This is a genomic window from Thalassobaculum sp., assembly GCF_040219615.1.
GTDB lineage: Bacteria > Pseudomonadota > Alphaproteobacteria > Thalassobaculales > Thalassobaculaceae > Thalassobaculum_A.
On the sequence record NZ_JAVJSE010000013.1, the window covers coordinates 17,568 to 34,694 of the forward strand.

13 protein-coding genes are annotated in these 17,127 nt (G+C 71.6%); 5 read left to right on the top strand and 8 right to left on the bottom strand.

Going from position 1 to position 17,127, the window contains the following annotated elements; all coding sequences use genetic code 11:
- Positions 1-4: 4 nt before the first annotated feature.
- Positions 5-1,933 carry an FAD-binding monooxygenase gene (locus RIC31_RS07710; protein ID WP_350104829.1) on the bottom strand — a complete coding sequence of 643 codons (1,929 nt, stop codon included), beginning with the start codon at positions 1,931-1,933 and terminating at the stop codon, positions 5-7.
- 177 nt (positions 1,934-2,110) lie between these two features.
- Entirely contained in the window at positions 2,111-3,928 is a 1,818-nt protein-coding gene (locus RIC31_RS07715) for an EAL domain-containing protein (RefSeq protein ID WP_350104831.1), read from the bottom strand.
- A gap of 84 nt (positions 3,929-4,012) precedes the next feature.
- Here RIC31_RS07715 and RIC31_RS07720 point away from each other — a divergent pair, with 84 nt between their 5' ends.
- Positions 4,013-4,414: a hypothetical protein gene (locus RIC31_RS07720; protein WP_350104834.1), complete on the top strand. Its 402-nt coding sequence runs from the start codon at positions 4,013-4,015 to the stop codon at positions 4,412-4,414.
- 15 nt (positions 4,415-4,429) lie between these two features.
- On the opposite strand, the gene purD is transcribed toward RIC31_RS07720, so the two are convergent.
- Positions 4,430-5,704: a phosphoribosylamine--glycine ligase gene (gene purD / locus RIC31_RS07725; RefSeq protein ID WP_350104835.1), complete on the bottom strand. Its 1,275-nt coding sequence runs from the start codon at positions 5,702-5,704 to the stop codon at positions 4,430-4,432.
- Positions 5,705-5,797: 93 nt separating this feature from the next.
- On the opposite strand from purD, the gene xseA reads away from it, so the two are divergent.
- Together xseA and RIC31_RS07735 are read left to right on the top strand one after the other, a co-directional pair.
- Positions 5,798-7,294, top strand: coding sequence for an exodeoxyribonuclease VII large subunit (gene xseA / locus RIC31_RS07730; protein WP_350104836.1), 1,497 nt, complete (start codon positions 5,798-5,800; stop codon positions 7,292-7,294).
- Complete coding sequence (locus RIC31_RS07735; RefSeq protein ID WP_350104838.1) at positions 7,294-8,106, top strand: M23 family metallopeptidase; 813 nt, start codon at positions 7,294-7,296, stop codon at positions 8,104-8,106. The genes xseA and RIC31_RS07735 overlap by 1 nt, the downstream gene beginning before the upstream one ends.
- Before the next feature lie 70 nt (positions 8,107-8,176).
- Here RIC31_RS07735 and lpxK read toward each other — a convergent pair whose 3' ends face one another.
- The 5 genes from lpxK to RIC31_RS07760 all read right to left on the bottom strand — a co-directional run bounded on the left by lpxK (position 8,177) and on the right by RIC31_RS07760 (position 13,078).
- Positions 8,177-9,145: a tetraacyldisaccharide 4'-kinase gene (gene lpxK, locus RIC31_RS07740; protein WP_350104840.1), complete on the bottom strand. Its 969-nt coding sequence runs from the start codon at positions 9,143-9,145 to the stop codon at positions 8,177-8,179.
- The gene (locus RIC31_RS07745; protein WP_350105700.1) at positions 9,142-10,413 is read right to left on the bottom strand and encodes a 3-deoxy-D-manno-octulosonic acid transferase; all 1,272 of its coding nucleotides are present in this window, start codon (positions 10,411-10,413) and stop codon (positions 9,142-9,144) included. The genes lpxK and RIC31_RS07745 overlap by 4 nt, the downstream gene beginning before the upstream one ends.
- Positions 10,413-11,120 carry a lysophospholipid acyltransferase family protein gene (locus RIC31_RS07750; protein WP_350104842.1) on the bottom strand — a complete coding sequence of 236 codons (708 nt, stop codon included), beginning with the start codon at positions 11,118-11,120 and terminating at the stop codon, positions 10,413-10,415. The genes RIC31_RS07745 and RIC31_RS07750 overlap by 1 nt, the downstream gene beginning before the upstream one ends.
- 117 nt (positions 11,121-11,237) lie before the next feature.
- Positions 11,238-12,260: a glycosyltransferase family 4 protein gene (locus tag RIC31_RS07755; RefSeq protein ID WP_350105703.1), complete on the bottom strand. Its 1,023-nt coding sequence runs from the start codon at positions 12,258-12,260 to the stop codon at positions 11,238-11,240.
- Between the two features lie 44 nt (positions 12,261-12,304).
- On the bottom strand, positions 12,305-13,078 hold the full coding sequence (locus RIC31_RS07760; protein WP_350104844.1) for a UDP-2,3-diacylglucosamine diphosphatase: 774 nt from the start codon (positions 13,076-13,078) through the stop codon (positions 12,305-12,307).
- A gap of 219 nt (positions 13,079-13,297) precedes the next feature.
- Between RIC31_RS07760 and RIC31_RS07765 the strand changes: the two genes are divergently transcribed.
- Together RIC31_RS07765 and ppc are read left to right on the top strand one after the other, a co-directional pair.
- Positions 13,298-14,251 carry a diacylglycerol/lipid kinase family protein gene (locus tag RIC31_RS07765; protein WP_350104846.1) on the top strand — a complete coding sequence of 318 codons (954 nt, stop codon included), beginning with the start codon at positions 13,298-13,300 and terminating at the stop codon, positions 14,249-14,251.
- A 91-nt stretch (positions 14,252-14,342) separates the two neighbouring features.
- Positions 14,343-17,120 (top strand): phosphoenolpyruvate carboxylase, encoded by a 2,778-nt coding sequence (gene ppc, locus RIC31_RS07770; RefSeq protein WP_350104848.1) that lies wholly within the window; start codon positions 14,343-14,345, stop codon positions 17,118-17,120.
- The last annotated feature ends 7 nt before the right edge of the window (positions 17,121-17,127 follow it).

A 17,127-nucleotide genomic window follows, 5' to 3' on the forward strand; every position in this document is an offset into this window, starting at 1 on the left:
CAGGTCACCCGGCGCACGGCTGCATGAAGCCCGCGAAGAATGCGGCAAGCTCGGCATGGGCGTCGATCGGCAGGACCTGGGCGACGTACTGGTCCGGGCGCACGACCGCCAGGCAGCCGCGGTCCCGGTCGATCCTGCGCATCGCGAACACGTCGTTGCCGGACTTCAGGTCGGCGCAGAATATCTTCTCGTAGTCGATCAGCCCGTAGCGGCCCTTCCGCGGCAGCAGGAAGTCCGGCATGGCTGCCAGGTCGAGGTCGCGGTGATCCTGCTGGAACACCGCCCGCAGGTCGATCACCGAGTCGATGTCGGCGGCCGGCGGCGTGTATCTGCGGACCGGCGAGTCGGGCGACCGATCGAGGAACCTGCACAGCGCCCCGATCCCGGCGGTCGCGGCGGCCGGATCCCCGGCACCCGCGAACGCGAAAACCCGCCAGCGGCCGTCGGCCTCGATCGTGTGGCCGAGGTGGACCGGCTTGGCGTCGGCCAGGCGGATGACCGGGGCCGAGTGGAACCGCATGCCCACGACCAGTCCCCGGGCCAAGTGCTGGTGGGTCGGCTCGCCGGTGAGCAGCGACGGCCGATATCGCGTCGCCGTTCCCGCCGTGTAGCGGCCGAATTTCTGGAAGATGCGCTGGAACTCGGCCGGATCGACACCGTCGCCCGTGTCCTCGGGCGAGCCCTTCGGCGGCGCGCTGAACATCCTGGCCCACTCGCGGTCGAAGTCGATCAGTTCCTGCGCGACCGCCTGGCGCTCGGCGGAGTAGCTGTGCAGCAGCGACGGCGCGCTGCGGCCCTGCAGGACGTGGGCGAGCTTCCAGCCGAGGTTGAAGGCGTCCTGCATGGACACGTTCATGCCCTGCCCGGCCTTCGGGCTGTGGGTGTGGCAGGCGTCGCCGGCGATGAACACACGGGGCGTGCGGGTTCCGGCGGCGCCGTCCGGCACGTCGTCGAACCGGTCGCACAGCCGCTGGCCGATTTCGTAGACCGACCACCAAGCGACCTCCTTCACCTCGAGGCTGTAGGGATGCAGGATGCGACGGGCCGCGGCGACCAGGTGGTCGGCGGTCAGGTTGCGGCGCGACACCCGCTCGTCCGCAGCCAGCTTGTCCATCTCGACATAGAGCCGGACCAGATAGCCGCCCTCGCGCGGAATGATCAGGACGTTGCCCTCGTTGGCCGACTGGATCGCCGCCTTGAAGCGGATGTCGGGGAAGTCGGTGACCGCCAGCACGTCCATGACGCCCCAGGCCTGGTTAGCGGATTCGCCGCGCAGGGTCAGGCCGAGCGACTGCCGAACGGCGCTGCGCGCGCCGTCGCAGCCCACCACGTAGCGCGCCCGCACGGTCTCAACCTGCCCGCCGTACCCCGGATCGGTCCGCTCCAGCCAGACGGTCACCGGGTGGCCGGCGGCGCCCGGGTCGACCTGCAGGTCGAGCAGGCGGCGCGCATAGTCCGGCTCCAGACGGCCGGGCGAGTTGCGCATGGCCTCCAGGTAGAAGTCGTGCACCCGTGCCTGGTTCAGGATCACATGGGGGAACTCGGACAGCCCGTCCTCGACGTCCTGGACCCGGCCGTGGCGGACAATGTTCCGGCGGTCGCCGTCGTCGGGCTTCCAGAACGTCGTCTCGTTGACCCAATAGGCCTCCTTCATCAGCCGCTCGCTGAACCCGAAGGCGTGGAACATCTCCATGGTCCGGCAGGCGACCCCGTCGGCCTGCCCCAGTTCGAGCGGACCGGGCTTCTGCTCGACGATCCGGGTCGTGATGCCGGGGAACCGGGCAAGCTGCGCCGCCAGGGTCAGGCCGGCCGGTCCGCAGCCGACGATCAGGACGTCGATTTCCCCGGGAAGGGCGTCGCTGCCGGACGATGCATCGGCCGGTCCGGAGACACCCGGATCGCCGGGGCGGAACCCGTTGAGGTGGAACTGCATGGCATTTCCCTGTCCAGATTTCGCGCCCGGCAGCCCTCTCGACACGCAGATCAGCGTCGGGACGGCAATGCGAAGGATAGCGCTTGCCCGCCCGGCCGCGCACCCGGTCGATAGGCCGACCGACCTGCGGACCGGCCGGCGATGGCTGCCGCCCAGCAGCTTCGGCGGCCGCAGGCCTCAGGTCGCCGCGCCCAGCTCCGACACAGCCAGCCGGTTCGCACCGGCCTTGGCCTGCTTCTTGAGGCGGGCGATCTCGGTCATCGCCCGGTCGGCCGGCACCGGCTCGCGGCCGGCCGGCAGCACCAGCAGCCCGACGCTGCAGGTCAGCAGGCCGAACCGGCGAACCTGGCCGTCGCGGCCGGCCGCCGCCAGGTAGCCCAGGCGCCGCGCCTCCGGTTCGTAGAAGCTCTCGACCTCGTGACGGAACCGCTCCAGCAGTTCCTGCACCTGGGCGCGAACCGCGGCCGCGTCGGCACCGAAGAAGCCGGCAAAGAAGTCGTCGCCGCCGATGTGCCCGAGGAAGGCGGCGCCGGCGAACGACTTCTGCATCAGCTCGGCGAACAGCTGGATCGCCCGGTCGCCCTGGCGGAACCCGTAGCTGTCGTTGAACGGCTTGAAATTGTCGAAGTCGAAATAGGCCAGCACCCGGTCGGTCCCGCCGTCGGCCAGGGCCTCGGCCACCCAGTCGCCGATCGACAGGTTGCCCGGCAGGCGGGTCAGCGGGTTCTGGTCGCGGGCCGCCGCCAGGTTCTTCTCGTGAACCGCCCGCAGGATCGCGATCGAGCCCATGAATCCGACATAGCGTCCATGCTCCACCATCAGAACGCCGGGGGTGTCGGCATGGTGGGCGAACAGCTCCAGGATCTTCTCGATCGGGGTCTCGACGGCCGCCACCGGGCACGGGTTCACGAGGTCGCGGAGCTGCTTGCCGTAGGTCTTGTTGGCCATCAGGTCGCGGCCGAACGGCGAGTAGACATAGGCCTTCAGGTCGACGTCGCGGATCACCCCCACGGGCACGTCGTCACGGTCGATCACCGGGAACAACGACATCTCGCCATGCCGGCGGAACGCCTCGAACACGTCGACCATGTCGAGGTCGGCGCGCAGCGGCGGCAACCGCTCGATCTGTTCCCGCACCAACCCGACGTCGCCCGATCGATTGCGACGCTCCGTCAGGTTGATGCGCTCCACCACAGGGTAGACGGAACGTAGCGCCGCGCGCTCGACGGTCGGATGCTGAACCAGGAAGCCCTGGGCGAGGTCGAAGCCGAGGTCCTTGCAGGTCCGGAACTCGGCCTCGGTCTCCACACCCTCGGCGATCATGCGGATGCCCAGCACGTGCATGACGTCGACGATGCGCGACACGAACAACCGCTTCTTCGGTTCCGCCGAGATCCCGGAGATGAAATAGCGGTCGATCTTCACGTAGTCGGGCTGGTGCTCGTGCAGCAGCCGCAGGCGGGAATAGCCCTGCCCGAAGTCGTCCAGCGCCAGGTGGCCGCCGGCCTCCTTCAGGCGCCGGAACACGCCGAGCGCGCCGTCGCCGGTGGCCAGTTCCTGGGTCTCCGGGATCTCCAGGCAGAATCGGTCGCGCCCGACGCTTCGGACGTCCAGTCGCTCGGCGATCTCCTCGGCCACCGCCTCGGCGGCCGCAACCCGGCGGGCGTCGACGTTGAAGAACAGGCGGACGGTGTCCGACGGGATCTCGGCGAAGGCGTCGATCGCCTTGGACTGCAGGAGTCGTTCCAGCGGGCCGAGCCAGCCGCGATGGTAGGCGAGGTCGAACAGCGCCCCGATGGATCCCAGGCCGAGGCCGTCGACGCCGCGCAGCAGGGCCTCGAAGCCGTGCGCGATCCCGGTGTCAAAATGGACGATCGGCTGGAACGCGTACGCGGTCGCCCCGTCCACCGCCGCCAAGAACGTCTCGAGCGACGCGAAGGCGCCCGACCGGGCGTCGTCCAGGCGCACGACGCAGCCGTCTTTGTCGTTGGTCACGCGATCCCCACCCGCAAGCCTTGACCTCGGCCACAACGCTCGACCACAACTCCTACCTGGATCCTACGAAGCGATGAACAATTCATGACCGATTCTCCCCCCGCGCAGGTCCGTCGATTGCACCTGATCTTCGACCTGCAGCGCGGCCGGCTGGTGGCCCGCGACTTCCTGCGCGAGCTGTCGGAGCAGAACTGGCCCCTGAAGGTGACCGGAGCCTCCAAGCGCGACGACCTGGATCCCACGCACCGCGAACTGGTCATGGTCGAGACAATGCGGAAGGCGCAGGTCGCGCTGGTGCTGGTGACGCCGATGGTGTCGACCAGCCGCAACGTGGTCGAGGAGGTCCGGTTCGCCAAGCATGCGAACCTGCAGGTCGCCGGCGTGCTGGTGGCCGGGTCGACCGCCCATACCCAACTGCCGCAGGGCCTGCACAGGTCGACCGTGGTAGGCTGGGACTGGGGTGCGCTGAAGAAGGCGGTCATGTAGCGACCGCGCCGGGCGCTACCCGCGGGCCACGGCCCGCCAGCCGATGTCGCGGCGGCAGAACCCGTCCGGCCAGTCGAGGCGGTCGACCGCCGCGTAGGCCCGCTGCCGCGCGTCGGCCGCGTCGGCGCCCAGCGCGGTCACCCCGAGCACCCGGCCGCCGGTGGCCAGCAGCCGGCCGTCGGCGCCGCGCGCGGTGCCGGCATGGAACACCACGACACCGTCCGCTTCCGCCGCCTCGACCCCGCGGATCTCGGTGTTCTTCGCATAGCTGCCGGGATAGCCGTTCGACGCCATCACCACGCACAGCGCGAACTCGTCGCGCCAGCGCAGGTCGACATGGGAGAGCTGGCCGTCCGCGACCGCGATCAGCGCCGGCAGCAGATCGCTCTTCAGGCGCATCATCAGGGGCTGCGTCTCTGGGTCGCCGAAGCGGACATTGTACTCGATCAGCTTCGGCCCCTCGGCGGTCAGCATCAGCCCGGCATAGAGCACGCCCTTGAAGGTCCGGCCCTCGGCGGCCATGCCGGCGACAGTCGGCCCGACGATCTCGGCCATGATGCGGCCGGCCATCGCGGCGTCGACCGCCGGAGCCGGCGAGTAGGCCCCCATGCCGCCGGTGTTCGGCCCGGTGTCGCCGTCGCCGACCCGCTTGTGGTCCTGGGCACCGGCCAGCGGCAGCACCGTGGCGCCGTCGGTCAGCGCGAAGAAGCTGGCCTCCTCGCCGGTCATGAACTCCTCGACCACGATCTCGGCACCGGCCTCGCCGAACGCCCTGTCGGCCATGATCGCGTCGACCGCGGCCAGCGCCTCGTCCACTGTCTCGGCAATGATCACGCCCTTGCCGGCCGCCAGTCCGTCGGCCTTCACGACGATCGGCGCGCCCTGCCCGCGGATATAGGCCTTGGCGGCCTCGGCATCGGTGAACCGGCCGTAAGCGGCGGTCGGGATTCCGTGGCGGGCGCAGAAGTCCTTGGTGAAGGCCTTGGAGCCCTCCAGCACGGCGGCCGCGGCGTTCGGCCCGAACGCCTTGATGCCGGTGGCGTCCAGCCGGTCGACGAGGCCGGCCACCAGCGGCCCCTCGGGCCCGACCACCACGAAGTCGATCCGTTCGTCGCGGGCGAAGCCGACGATGCCGTCCAGGTCCTCGACCGGGATCGGCACGCAGGTCGCCTCGCGAGTGATGCCGGCGTTGCCGGGCGCGCAGTACAGGGCGTCGACCAGCGGCGAGGCGGCGATCGCCCAGCACAGCGCGTGCTCGCGCCCGCCGGACCCGACGACCAGAATGCGCATGGCTGACCTCCTGCCCCTCGGGCTCGCTTCGGCGGGTTGATTTTGTCCGGCGCGGACGTTCACAGCAGCCGGTGTGTAGCATAGATTGGCGGCATGCAAGACGCCGCTTCCCCCCCCGAGTCCGCCCGCGACTCCACCCCCGGCAACATGCCCGAGTTCACCGTCACCGAGATCTCCGGGGCGGTGAAGCGGACCATCGAATCGTCGTTCGAGCGGGTCCGCGTGCGCGGCGAGGTCTCGCGCCCGACCCGGGCCGGCTCCGGCCACCTGTACCTGTCGCTCAAGGACGACCAGGCGGTGCTGGAGGCGGTGTGCTGGCGGGGCTCGGCCCAGCGCCTGTCGGTGCAGCCCGAGGAGGGCATGGAGGTCATCGCCACCGGCAAGCTGACCACCTATCCAGGCCGCTCCAAGTACCAGATGGTGATCGAGCAGATCGAACTAGCCGGCGAAGGCGCGCTGCTGAAGCTGCTGGAGGACCGCCGCAAGCGGCTGGCCGCCGAGGGCCTGTTCGACGCCGAGCGCAAGCGGCCGATTCCCTACCTGCCGCGGGTGATCGGCGTGGTCACCTCGCCGACCGGGGCGGTGATCCGCGACATCCTGCACCGCCTGACCGACCGCTTCCCGGTGCATGTGATCGTCTGGCCGGTGCTGGTCCAGGGCGAGGGTGCCAAGGACCAGATCGCCCGCGCCATCGCCGGCTTCAACGCGGTCCCGGCGACCGGCGGCCGGATAGCCCGGCCGGACCTGCTGATCGTGGCGCGCGGCGGCGGCAGCCTGGAGGACCTCTGGGCGTTCAACGAGGAAGTGGTCGTGCGCGCCGCCGCCGCCTCCGACATTCCGCTGATCTCGGCGGTCGGGCACGAGACCGACACCACCCTGATCGACTTCGCCAGCGACCGGCGGGCGCCGACCCCGACCGCAGCCGCCGAGATGGCGGTGCCGGTGCGCGCCGAACTGGTCGCCCGGATCGCCGAGGACACCGCCCGCCTGGCCCACGCCATGGCCCGGCGCCTCGCCGACGGCGGCAACCACCTGAACGGGCTGGCGCGCGGCCTGGGCGACCCGGCGGCCCGCATCGAGCAGGCCCAGCAGCGCCTCGACTACGCCGCCCAGACCGCCGGCTCCACCATCCAACGCCGGCTGGAGCGGCTGTCCGAGCGGGTCGCCCGCCGGCTGCCGACCCCGTCGGAGATGCTGGCCCGCACCGAGGGCCGGCTGACAGCCCTGCTGCGCGGCCTGCGGATCGAGCCGATCGCCCAGCGCCTTGCCCAGGACCGGCGCGAGGTCGAGCGCTTCGCCAAGGCCGCCGACTCCGCCGTCGACCGGGTCCTGAAAGTCGAGGACGACCGCCTTAAGGGCCTGGACCGGGTGCTCGAGGCGAACTCCTTCGTGCGGGTGCTGGACCGCGGCTTCGTGCTGGTGCGCGACGCCGACGGCGCCCCCGTCACCGCGGCCGAGGAAGCGCGCGACGGCCAGCCTGTGTCGCTCCGCTTCCGAGACGGCGAGCGGGCGGCGGTGATCGGCGCCGGGGGCAGCCGTCCGAAGCCGAAGCCGGTGGCCCCGCCGGCCTCTCAGGAGAGCCTGTTCTGATGCGCATCCTGGCGTTGCTGCTGGCTTTGCTGGCGTTCGTTCCCATGGCCCGTGCCGAGACCCGGCTGGACGGCACCCTCACCCAGGGCGGGCTGGTGATCGGCCGCACCGACCCGGGATCGACGGTGGTGCTGGACGACCGCAGGGTGCGGGTCGGGCCCGACGGGGTGTTCGTGCTCGGCTTCCACCGCGATGCGCCGGCGACCGCCGAGCTGACGGTGACCGAGCCCGGCGGCAAGGTCGAGCGCCGCAGCCTGGCGATCGCGCCGCGAGAGTTCGCGATCCAGCGCATCGACGGCCTGCCGCCGAAGATGGTGACGCCGCCGCCCGAGGTGCTGGAGCGTATCCGCCGCGAGAACGCCGAGATCGCCGCCCTGCGCGAGGTCGACAGGCCGGAGCCGATGTTCCGGACCGGCTTCGTGTGGCCGGCCATCGGCCGGATCAGCGGGGTCTACGGCAGCCAGCGCATCCTGAACGGCGAGCCGAAGCAGCCGCATTACGGCGTCGACATCGCGGCCCCGGTCGGCACCCCGATCAGGGCCCCGGCCGACGGCGTGGTCGTGCTGGCCGCCGACGATCTGTACTACACCGGCGGCACCGTGATCCTCGACCACGGCCACGGCCTGTCCAGCGCCTTCCTGCATCTGAGCGCGGTCACCGTGAAGGTCGGCGACCGGCTGCGCCAGAGCGACGTGCTGGGCAAGCTCGGCGCCACCGGCCGCGCCACCGGCCCGCATCTCGACTGGCGGATGAACTGGTTCAAGTCGCGGATCGACCCGCAGCTGCTGGTGCCGCCGATGCCGGGCGGGTAAGGGGCGCGAGCCAGACGGCCGGTCGGCGTGACGATCGGCTGCGGCCGATCCACCGACGCCGCCTACCTCCCTACCCCACCGCCCCGCGCACCCACCTCGCCACCGGCGCCGGATCCCGCCAGACCAGGGCCACCGGGAACACCTCGACCATCGCCCGCGCCGCTGGCGACAGCCGGGCGGCGTCCTTCTCGGTCGTCACCGGCACCGCGCCCAGGGACTGGGCCCGCTCGACCATCTCCATCACCTCGTCCTCGCGCCAGACGAAGTGATCCGGGAACGCCTCCAGCTCCACCACCCGGGCGCCGGCCTCGGCCAGGGTCTCGGCGAACTTGGCCGGGCGGCCGATGCCGGCGAAGGCCAGCACCCGCATCCCGGCGAACTTCTCGGTGCCCGGCAGCGGCTCCAGATGCGCCCGGAACACCGGCCGCGTGCCGCCGATCGCCGCCGCCACCCCGGCCCGGTCGTCGCCGACCAGCGCCACCGCGTCGACCCGGGCCAGCGCGTCAGCCAGCGGCTCGCGCAGCGGCCCGGCCGGCATCACCCGGCCGTTGCCGAAGCCGAAGCCGCCGTCGACCACCAGCAGCGCGGCACTCGGCGCCAGCGCCGGGTTCTGCAGGCCGTCGTCCATGACGATGACGTCGACCCCCTGGCGCTCGAGGAACCGGGCGCCGACCGGGCGGTCGCGGGCGATCACGGTCGGCGCCGAGCGGGCCAGCAGCAGCGGCTCGTCGCCGACCGCGGCGGCGTCGTGCACCGCCGGGTCGACCAGCAGCGGCCCGCGCTCGTAGCCGCCATGGCCGCGCGAGAGGAAGCCGACCCGCAGGCCGAGCGCCTTGATCTCGCCGGCCAGCGCCAACGCCACCGGGGTCTTGCCCGCCCCTCCGGCGACCGCGTTGCCGACGCAGATCAGCGGCACCGCCGGCCGAAAGGGCGTGGCCGCCCAGCGGCGGGCCCGGCCGGCCGCGGTCCAGGCGGTCGACAGCGGCGACAGCAGGCGCGCCTGCGTCCCGTCGACCGCCCAGAAATCCGGCGCCCTCACCGCCCGGTCTCCCCGGGCAGCAGCGGGTCGAGCGCCTCCAGGATGCGGTCCAGCCCGGCCCGGCCGTCGGCCGCCACCCGGCGCGCCGCCGCCGCCATGCCCGATGCCGTCGCCGGGTCGGCCAGCAGTTCGGCGACCGCCGCGGCGAGGGTCCCGGCATCGGCTACCGGGCGCGCCGCGCCGGCGGCGATCAGGGCGTCGGCGGCGTCGCGGTTGTTCGGCATCAGCGGGCCCAACAGCAGGGCGGTCCCGGCATGGGCCGGCTCGATCGGGTTGTGGCCGCCGACCGGCACCAGCGAGCCGGCCAGGAAGGTGACCGGCAGGGTGGCGTACAGCGCGCCCATCTCGCCCAGGGTGTCGGCCAGGTAGATCGCGGTGCCCGGTTCCGGCAGCGCGCCCAGCGAGCGGCGGGCCACCGCCAGGCCGCGGGCGACCGCCAGCTCGGCGATCGCCGCACCCCGGTCGGGGTGACGCGGGGCGATCACCGTCAGTAGGTCCGGCGTCGCCGCCGCCAACCGGGCGTGGGCGTCGAGCACGACCGCGTCCTCGCCGGGATGGGTGTTGGCCGCCAGCCAGGCAGGCCGGCCGGCGATCGCTTCCGTCAGGCTTCGGACGGCGTCGGCGTCGACCGGCGGCGGCGCCCCGGCGGCCTTCAGGTTGCCGACGAACCGCACGTCCGTGCAGCCGAGCTGCCGGAACCGCCCGGCCTGGGCCTCGCTGGAGGCCAGTACCCGCTCGAACGGCGCGAACAGCGGCCGCGCCAGCCAGCCGGCCCGGCGCCAGCGCCGGAACGCGCCTTCCGACATGCGGGCGTCGACCAGCGCCAGCCGCACCCCGGCGGCCCGCGCCTCGGTCACCAGCACCGGCCACAAGTCCGACTCGACCCAGATCCCGACGTCCGGCCGCCAATGCGCCAGGAATCGGCGCACCCAGACCGGCCGGTCGACCGGCACGAACTGGTGGATCGCCCCGTCCGGCAGCCGGCGCGCCATGGTCGCCGCCGAGGTGACGGTGCCAGTGGTGACCAGCATGGTCAGGTCGCGGCGCTCGCTTCGCAGGCGCTCGACAAGTGGCAGCAGCGCCACCGACTCGCCGACGCTGGCGGCGTGCAGCCAGACCAGCGGGCCGGGCGGGCGCGGGCAGCCCGGTACGCCCCGGCGCTCGGCGATGCGTGCCGCATCCTCCTTGCCGCGCTCGATGCGACGGCGCAGATAGGCGTCGATCACCGGCCCCAGGGCGGTGGCGGCACCGCGGTACAGCGACAGCATCACCGGCCGCGGCTCCCCTCGGGGGCCGGCTCGATCGGCGGGTGGCCGGTCAGCCGGTCGGCCTCGGCGGCGACGGCGTTCAGCGCGGCCTCGATCGCCAGCCGGCTGGCCTCCAGCGCGGCGGCGTCGGCGTCGGCCGGCACCCGGATCGGCGGGCCCAGCACCACCACGCCGCGGCCGAACGGCCAGGCGACGACGAACCGGTCCCAGGACCGCAGCACCTTGCGCCGCGACACGCTCCAGGCGGCCGGCAGGATCGGCACGCCGGACTGCCGGGCGGCCTCGACCAGGCCCGGGCGGCAGCGCATGCGCGGGCCGCGCGGCCCGTCCGGGGTGATCGCGACGCTCAGGCCGTCGTCGAGGGCCCGCAGCATGCCCTTCATCGCCGCCATCGGGTTGCGCCGCGACGATCCCCAGATCGGCCGGGTGATGTAGTCGCCGACCGCGATCCCGAGGATCCGGCTGTCGCCATGCTCGGACATCACCATGGCGACCGGCTTCGGGCGCGGCCAGGCGACCAGAATCAGCATCAGGCGATTGTGCCAGAACGCGCCGATGATACGCTCCTCGCTGCGCAGCAGGGCCAGCGACTCGGGATCGGCGACCCATTCCCAGCGCGTGGTCGCGCCGACGAACCGCACGATCCAGCCGGCGAGAATGCCGGCGGCGCGCAGGCCGGCCTCGCTCTTGAGCAGTCGTTTCAGCATGAACGCGGAATCTGGGCGGTCACCGGCAGCGGTCGGCAGGTTTCGGACGGCCGGAACCTACCACGGCGCACCCGGCATGGGTACGCGGCGAACGCGCATCGCCCGGGTGCCGGACCGTCAGGCCGCCGCCGTGCGGACCGGTTCCGTCTCGAACGGCTGCAGGTTGTCCACGAAGGCCTCGGCGCAGCGCCGCCAGGTGAAGTTCAGGGCGTGCGCCCGCGCCGCCTCGCGGTCGATCTCCAGGGCCCGGCGCACCGCCGCGCCGAGGTCCTCGTCCAGCGCCCCAGCGCCGGAATCGCCGATCACGTCCAGCGGTCCCGGCACCGGGTAGGCTGCGACCGGCACACCGCTGGCCAGCGCCTCGATCAGCACCAGGCCGAAGGTGTCGGTCCGGCTCGGGAACACGAACACGTCGGCCGATGCGTAGTGCGCGGCCAGCGCCTCGCCCTGCCGGGAGCCGACGAACACCACGTCGGGATAGCGGCGCTCTAGCTCGGCGCGCTGCGGGCCGTCGCCGACCACCACCTTGGTGCCGGGATGGTCGAGCGTCAGAAAGGCGCCGATGTTCTTCTCGACCGCCACCCGGCCGACATACATCAGGATCGGGCGCGGCAGGTCGAGGATCGACGGCCGCGGGTGAAACAGCGCAACGTCGACCCCGCGGGTCCAGTCCCGGATATTGGTGAAGCCGTGCGCCTCCAACTCGCGCCGCAGCGAAGAGGTCGCCACCATCACGCCGCTGGACGGGCCGTGGAACCGCCGCATGACCGCATAGGTCCATCCCAGCGGAACCCGGGCGCGGGCCCGGACATATTCCGGGAACTTGGTGTGGTAGGCGGTGGTGAACGGCAGGCCGCGGCTCAGACAGTAGCGGCGCGCGGCATGGCCGAGCGGGCCCTCGGTGGCGATGTGAATGGCGCAGGGTGCGGCCGCGTCGAGCAGCCGCGCGATCTTGCGCTGCGGCAGCACCGCCAGCCGGATCTCGGGATAGGTTGGACACGGCACGGTCCGGAAGTCGCCCGGCGTGATGAACGTCACCCGGTGGCCGAGTGCGGTGAGTTCGTCGCCGGTGGCGGCGAGAGTGCGCACTACGCCGTTCACCTGCGGGTGCCAGGCGTCGGTGACGACCGCCACGTGCAGCGGTCCGCCGGGGCTTTGAGGCAGGGTCATGCCGCGCGCCGGGCTCAGGCCGCGAACGAGAGCTGCCGAACCTCGGTCCAGTGCAGGATCTCGAGGCCGCCGTCCATGTGCTCGACCAGAGCGGTACAGCTCTCCACCCAGTCGCCGTCGTTGCAGTACAGGATGTCGCCGATCCGGCGCATCTCGGCCTTGTGGATGTGGCCGCAGATCACCCCGTCGACGCCGCGGCGCGCGGCCTCGGTGGCCAGAGCCGCCTCGAAACGCCCGATGAATTCGACCGCCCGCTTGGCCTTGTGCTTGAGGTAGGCCGACAGCGACCAGTACGGATAGCCCAGCCGGCGCCGGATGTCGTTGTAGACAGTGTTGAGCGAAAGCAGGGTGTTGTATGTCCAGTCACCCAGGATCGCCAGCCACTTGGCGTAGGTGACCACGGCGTCGAACTCGTCGCCGTGGATGACCAGGAAGCGCTCGCCCCTGCGGGTGACGTGGACATGCTCCGGCCGGATCTCGATCTGGCCGAAATCGGCGTTCAGGAACTCCCGGAACATCTCGTCGTGATTTCCGGGTATGAACATGACCTTGGTGCCCTTGCGGGCCTTGCGCAGGAGCTTCTGGATGACGTCGTTGTGCGCCTGCCGCCATGCCCAGGATCGCCGCATCCGCCACAGGTCGATGATGTCCCCGACCAGATACAGGTATTCGGACTCGGTGTGCTTCAGGAAGTCGAGCAGCTGTTCCGCCTGGCACCCGCGGGTGCCGAGATGGATGTCGGAGATCCAGATCGAACGGTACCGTGTCACGCCGCGCTCGGCATTCATCGGCTCTCTCCCATCCCGTCCCGGGTCGCGCGCAAGAAGCCCACAATTGGACCCGGTGGATAGGGGACCCGCTAAATCTGGTAAAGTGAAATATCCATGACAAACACTTCGGGTTATCCTGAGAAGACGGCCAAAACGGCACTGGAGTCTTTGTCATATTTTGGTAATACTTGAATAATGATTGATTCGCCCGACGACACCGCGAGGAACCACCCGGGAATGTACAGGAGCCTGGACGACAGCGATGCGGACACCGCCGCCGGCAATCCGTCGGCGGGCCGCCGAAGGGTCCTGATCATCCACAACCCCAACGCCGGCCGGCGCCGGCGCCGACACCGTCTGGCCACGGTGATCGCCGAGCTCGAACGGGCCGGCGCCCGGGTCGAACTGAAACCGACCGCCCGGGCCGGCGATGCCATCCGCTACGCCCATGCGGCGCTGGCGAGCGCAGCGCTCGGCGAGGGCCCCGACGTGGTGGTCGCGGCCGGCGGCGATGGCACCGTCAACGAGGTGGTGAACGGGCTCGCCGGCGGCACGCTCCCGCTCGCGCTGATCCCGCTCGGCACCGCCAACGTGCTGGCGGCCGAGATCGGTCTCGATGAACGGTCCGACGCACTGGTTCGCGCGATCCTGCACGGCCTGGCCGTACCGATCCACCTGGGTGAGGCCAATGGCCGGCGGTTCACCCTGATGGCCGGCATCGGCCTGGACGCCGATGTGGTGGCCTCGGTCAGTCAGCGGCTCAAGCGGCGGACCGGAAAGTTCGCCTACGCAGTCGCCACCCTGCAACGCTGGCTGGCGTATCGCCGCCACCGGTTCCTCATCGAGATCGACGGCGTCCCGCACCGGGCCGCGGCCGCGGTGGTGGCCAACGGCCACTACTACGCCGGCCGGTTCGTGTGCGCCGACAAGGCCCGGCTGACCGAGCCACTGCTGCATGTCTGCCTGTTCGAGAAGCCCGGGCGGTGGCAGGCGGTATACTACATGCTGGGGCTGTTCGGCGGGTTCCTGCCGCGGCTCAAGAGCTACCGCATCGTCACCGGCCGCGAGATCGCGATCCTGGAGGACGACGCCCGGCCGGTGCAGGGCGACGGCGACGTCATCGCCCGGCTGCCGGTGCGAATCCGGGTGGCCGACGAAACCCTCCCGCTGGTGATGCCGGCCGCCGGATAGCCGTCCGCGGGCTCCGGTCGATTTCCATGGTGCACTGCACACCGAGGTCGTGGACAATGCCGGTCCGCACAACCCCGACGGGACAGGCACCATGGAACAGGCGATCCAGAGCGGCGGAACGGACGGCGGCGGAGTGGAGAAGGACGCCCCGCTGCGCTACGACATCCGCCTGCTCGGCCGGATCCTCGGTGAGACCATCCGCGCCCAGGAAGGCGACGAGACCTTCGACACCGTCGAGCAGGTGCGCAAGACCTCGATCGGCTTCCACCGCGGCTCCGACGAGACCGCCCGCGGCGAGCTGCAGGCCATCCTGAGTAGGCTGCCGACCGACCGCGCGACTACCGTGATCCGGGCCTTCGGATATTTCTCGCACCTCGCCAACATCGCCGAGGACCAGCACCACATCCGCCGCACCCGCGCCCATGCCATGACCGGCGCGGCGCCGCGCCAAGGCACCCTGGCCCACGCGCTCGGCCGGGCCTACGGCGCCGGCGTGTCGGCCAGGCGGCTGCAGGCGTTCCTCGACGGCGCCCATTGCAGTCCTGTGCTGACGGCGCACCCGACCGAGATCCGCCGCAAGAGCTCGATCGACCGCGAGATGCAGATCGCCCGCCTGCTGGACGACCGCGACCGAATCCACTTCACCCCGGCCGAGCTGACCGCCAACCGCAAGGAGCTGCGGCGCGCCGTGCTGGTGCTCTGGCAGACCAGTATCCTGCGCAGCACCCGGCTGCGGGTGCTGGACGAGGTCGCCAACGGCCTCTCGCACTACGACCACACCTTCCTGTGCGAGTTGCCGCGGCTGTACGGCGACCTGGAGGACGAACTGAGGCTGGTCGAGGGCTGGGAGGACGTGACGGTTCCGTCGTTCCTGCGGGTCGGCAGCTGGATCGGCGGCGACCGCGACGGCAATCCCTACGTCACCGCCGAGGTGCTGCGCGAGGCGTTGCGCATGCAGAGCGCGCGGGCCCTGGATTTCTATCTCGACGAGTTGCACCGGCTGGGCGGCGAGCTGTCGCTGGACGACCGGCGGGTGGCGGTGTCGGACGGGCTGCGGGCGCTGGCCGAGCGGTCGCCCGACCATTCCCCGCACCGTGCCACCGAGCCCTACCGCCGGGCGATCGCCGGCATGTACGCCCGGCTGGCCGAGACCGCCCGGGTGCTCGACGGGGTCGAGGCGGCCCGGCACGCCGTCGGCGCCGCCCCGGCCTATGCCGGCGCCGGGGAGCTGCGCGCCGACCTGGACACCGTCTACGAGTCCCTGACCGCCCACGGCTCGGCCAGCCTGGCGAGGGGCCGGCTGCGGCGGTTGCGGCGCGCGGTCGACGTGTTCGGCTTTCACCTGGCCTCGATCGACCAGCGCCAGAACTCCGACGTCCACGAGGCCGTGGTCGCGGAACTGCTCGAGGTCGCCGGCGCCGAGGCCGGCTACCTGCAGGCCCCGGAGGAGCGCCGCATCGCGCTCCTGCGGGCCGAGCTGACTGGCGCCCGGCCGATGTCGGCGCCGCACCTGACCTATTCGGAGCGCACCGCCGGCGAACTGGCGACCCTGGCCGAGGCGGCGGACGGCCGCCGGCGCTACGGGCCGCAGGCGGTGCGCCACTACATCATCTCGAAGACCGACGGGGTCTCGGACATCCTGGAGGCGGCGGTGCTGCTGAAGGAGGTCGGCCTGCTGCACCCACGCGAGGCGCGACTGGACGTCGACATCGTGCCGCTGTTCGAGACCATCGGCGACCTGCAGCGCTGCGGCGAGGTCATGGACCGGCTGTTCGCGCTGCCGGAATACCGCTGCCTGCTGCCGTCGCGCGGCGAGACCCAGGAGGTCATGCTCGGCTACTCGGACAGCAACAAGGACGGCGGCTACCTGACCTCGATCTGGGAACTGTACAAGGCCCAGACCGTGCTGATCGAGGTGTTCCGCCGGCACGGCGTGGCGATGCGGCTGTTCCATGGCCGCGGCGGCTCGGTCGGGCGCGGCGGCGGCCCCAGCTACCAAGCGATCCTGGCGCAGCCGCCGGGCGCCATCCAGGGCTCGATCCGGGTGACCGAGCAGGGCGAGGTGATCGCCGCCAAGTACGGCAACGCCGAAGTCGGGCGTCGCAACCTGGAGACCCTGGCCGCGGCCACCCTGGAGGCGACCCTGCTGACCGCCGAGGGCCGCCCGCCGCCGGACGCCCATCTCGCCGTCATGGAGTCGCTGTCGGAGCGCGCCTTCACCGCCTATCGCGGGCTGGTCTACGAGACCGAGGGATTCGAGCGGTATTTCTGGGATTCGACGGTGATCGGCGAGATCGCCAACCTGAACATCGGCAGCCGGCCGGCGTCCCGCAAGAAGTCGACCAGTATCGAGGACCTGCGGGCTATTCCTTGGGTGTTCAGCTGGGCCCAGTGCCGGCTGATGCTGCCGGGCTGGTTCGGCTTCGGCAGCGCGGTGAAGGGGTGGCTGTCCGACAATCCGGACGGCCTGGAGACCCTGCGGGCGATGGTCCGCGACTGGCCGTTCTTCGGCACCGCCCTGTCGAACATGGACATGGTGCTGGCCAAGAGCGACATCGCCATCGCCTCGCGCTACGCCGAACTGGTGACCGACCGCGCGCTCGGCGCCACGATCTTCGCGCGGCTGCGGGCGGAATGGCAGGACTCGATCGATGCGGTGCTGGCGATCACCGGCCAGGCGACGCTGCTGGAGGGCAACCCGCTGCTGGCGCGTTCGATCCGCAACCGCTTCCCCTATATCGACCCGCTGCACCATGTGCAGGTCGAACTGCTGCATCGCCACCGCGCCGGCGACCCGGACCCGGCGGTGGTCGAGGGCATCCACCTCAGCATCAACGGCATCGCCGCCGGCCTGCGCAACAGCGGGTGACGGCGGG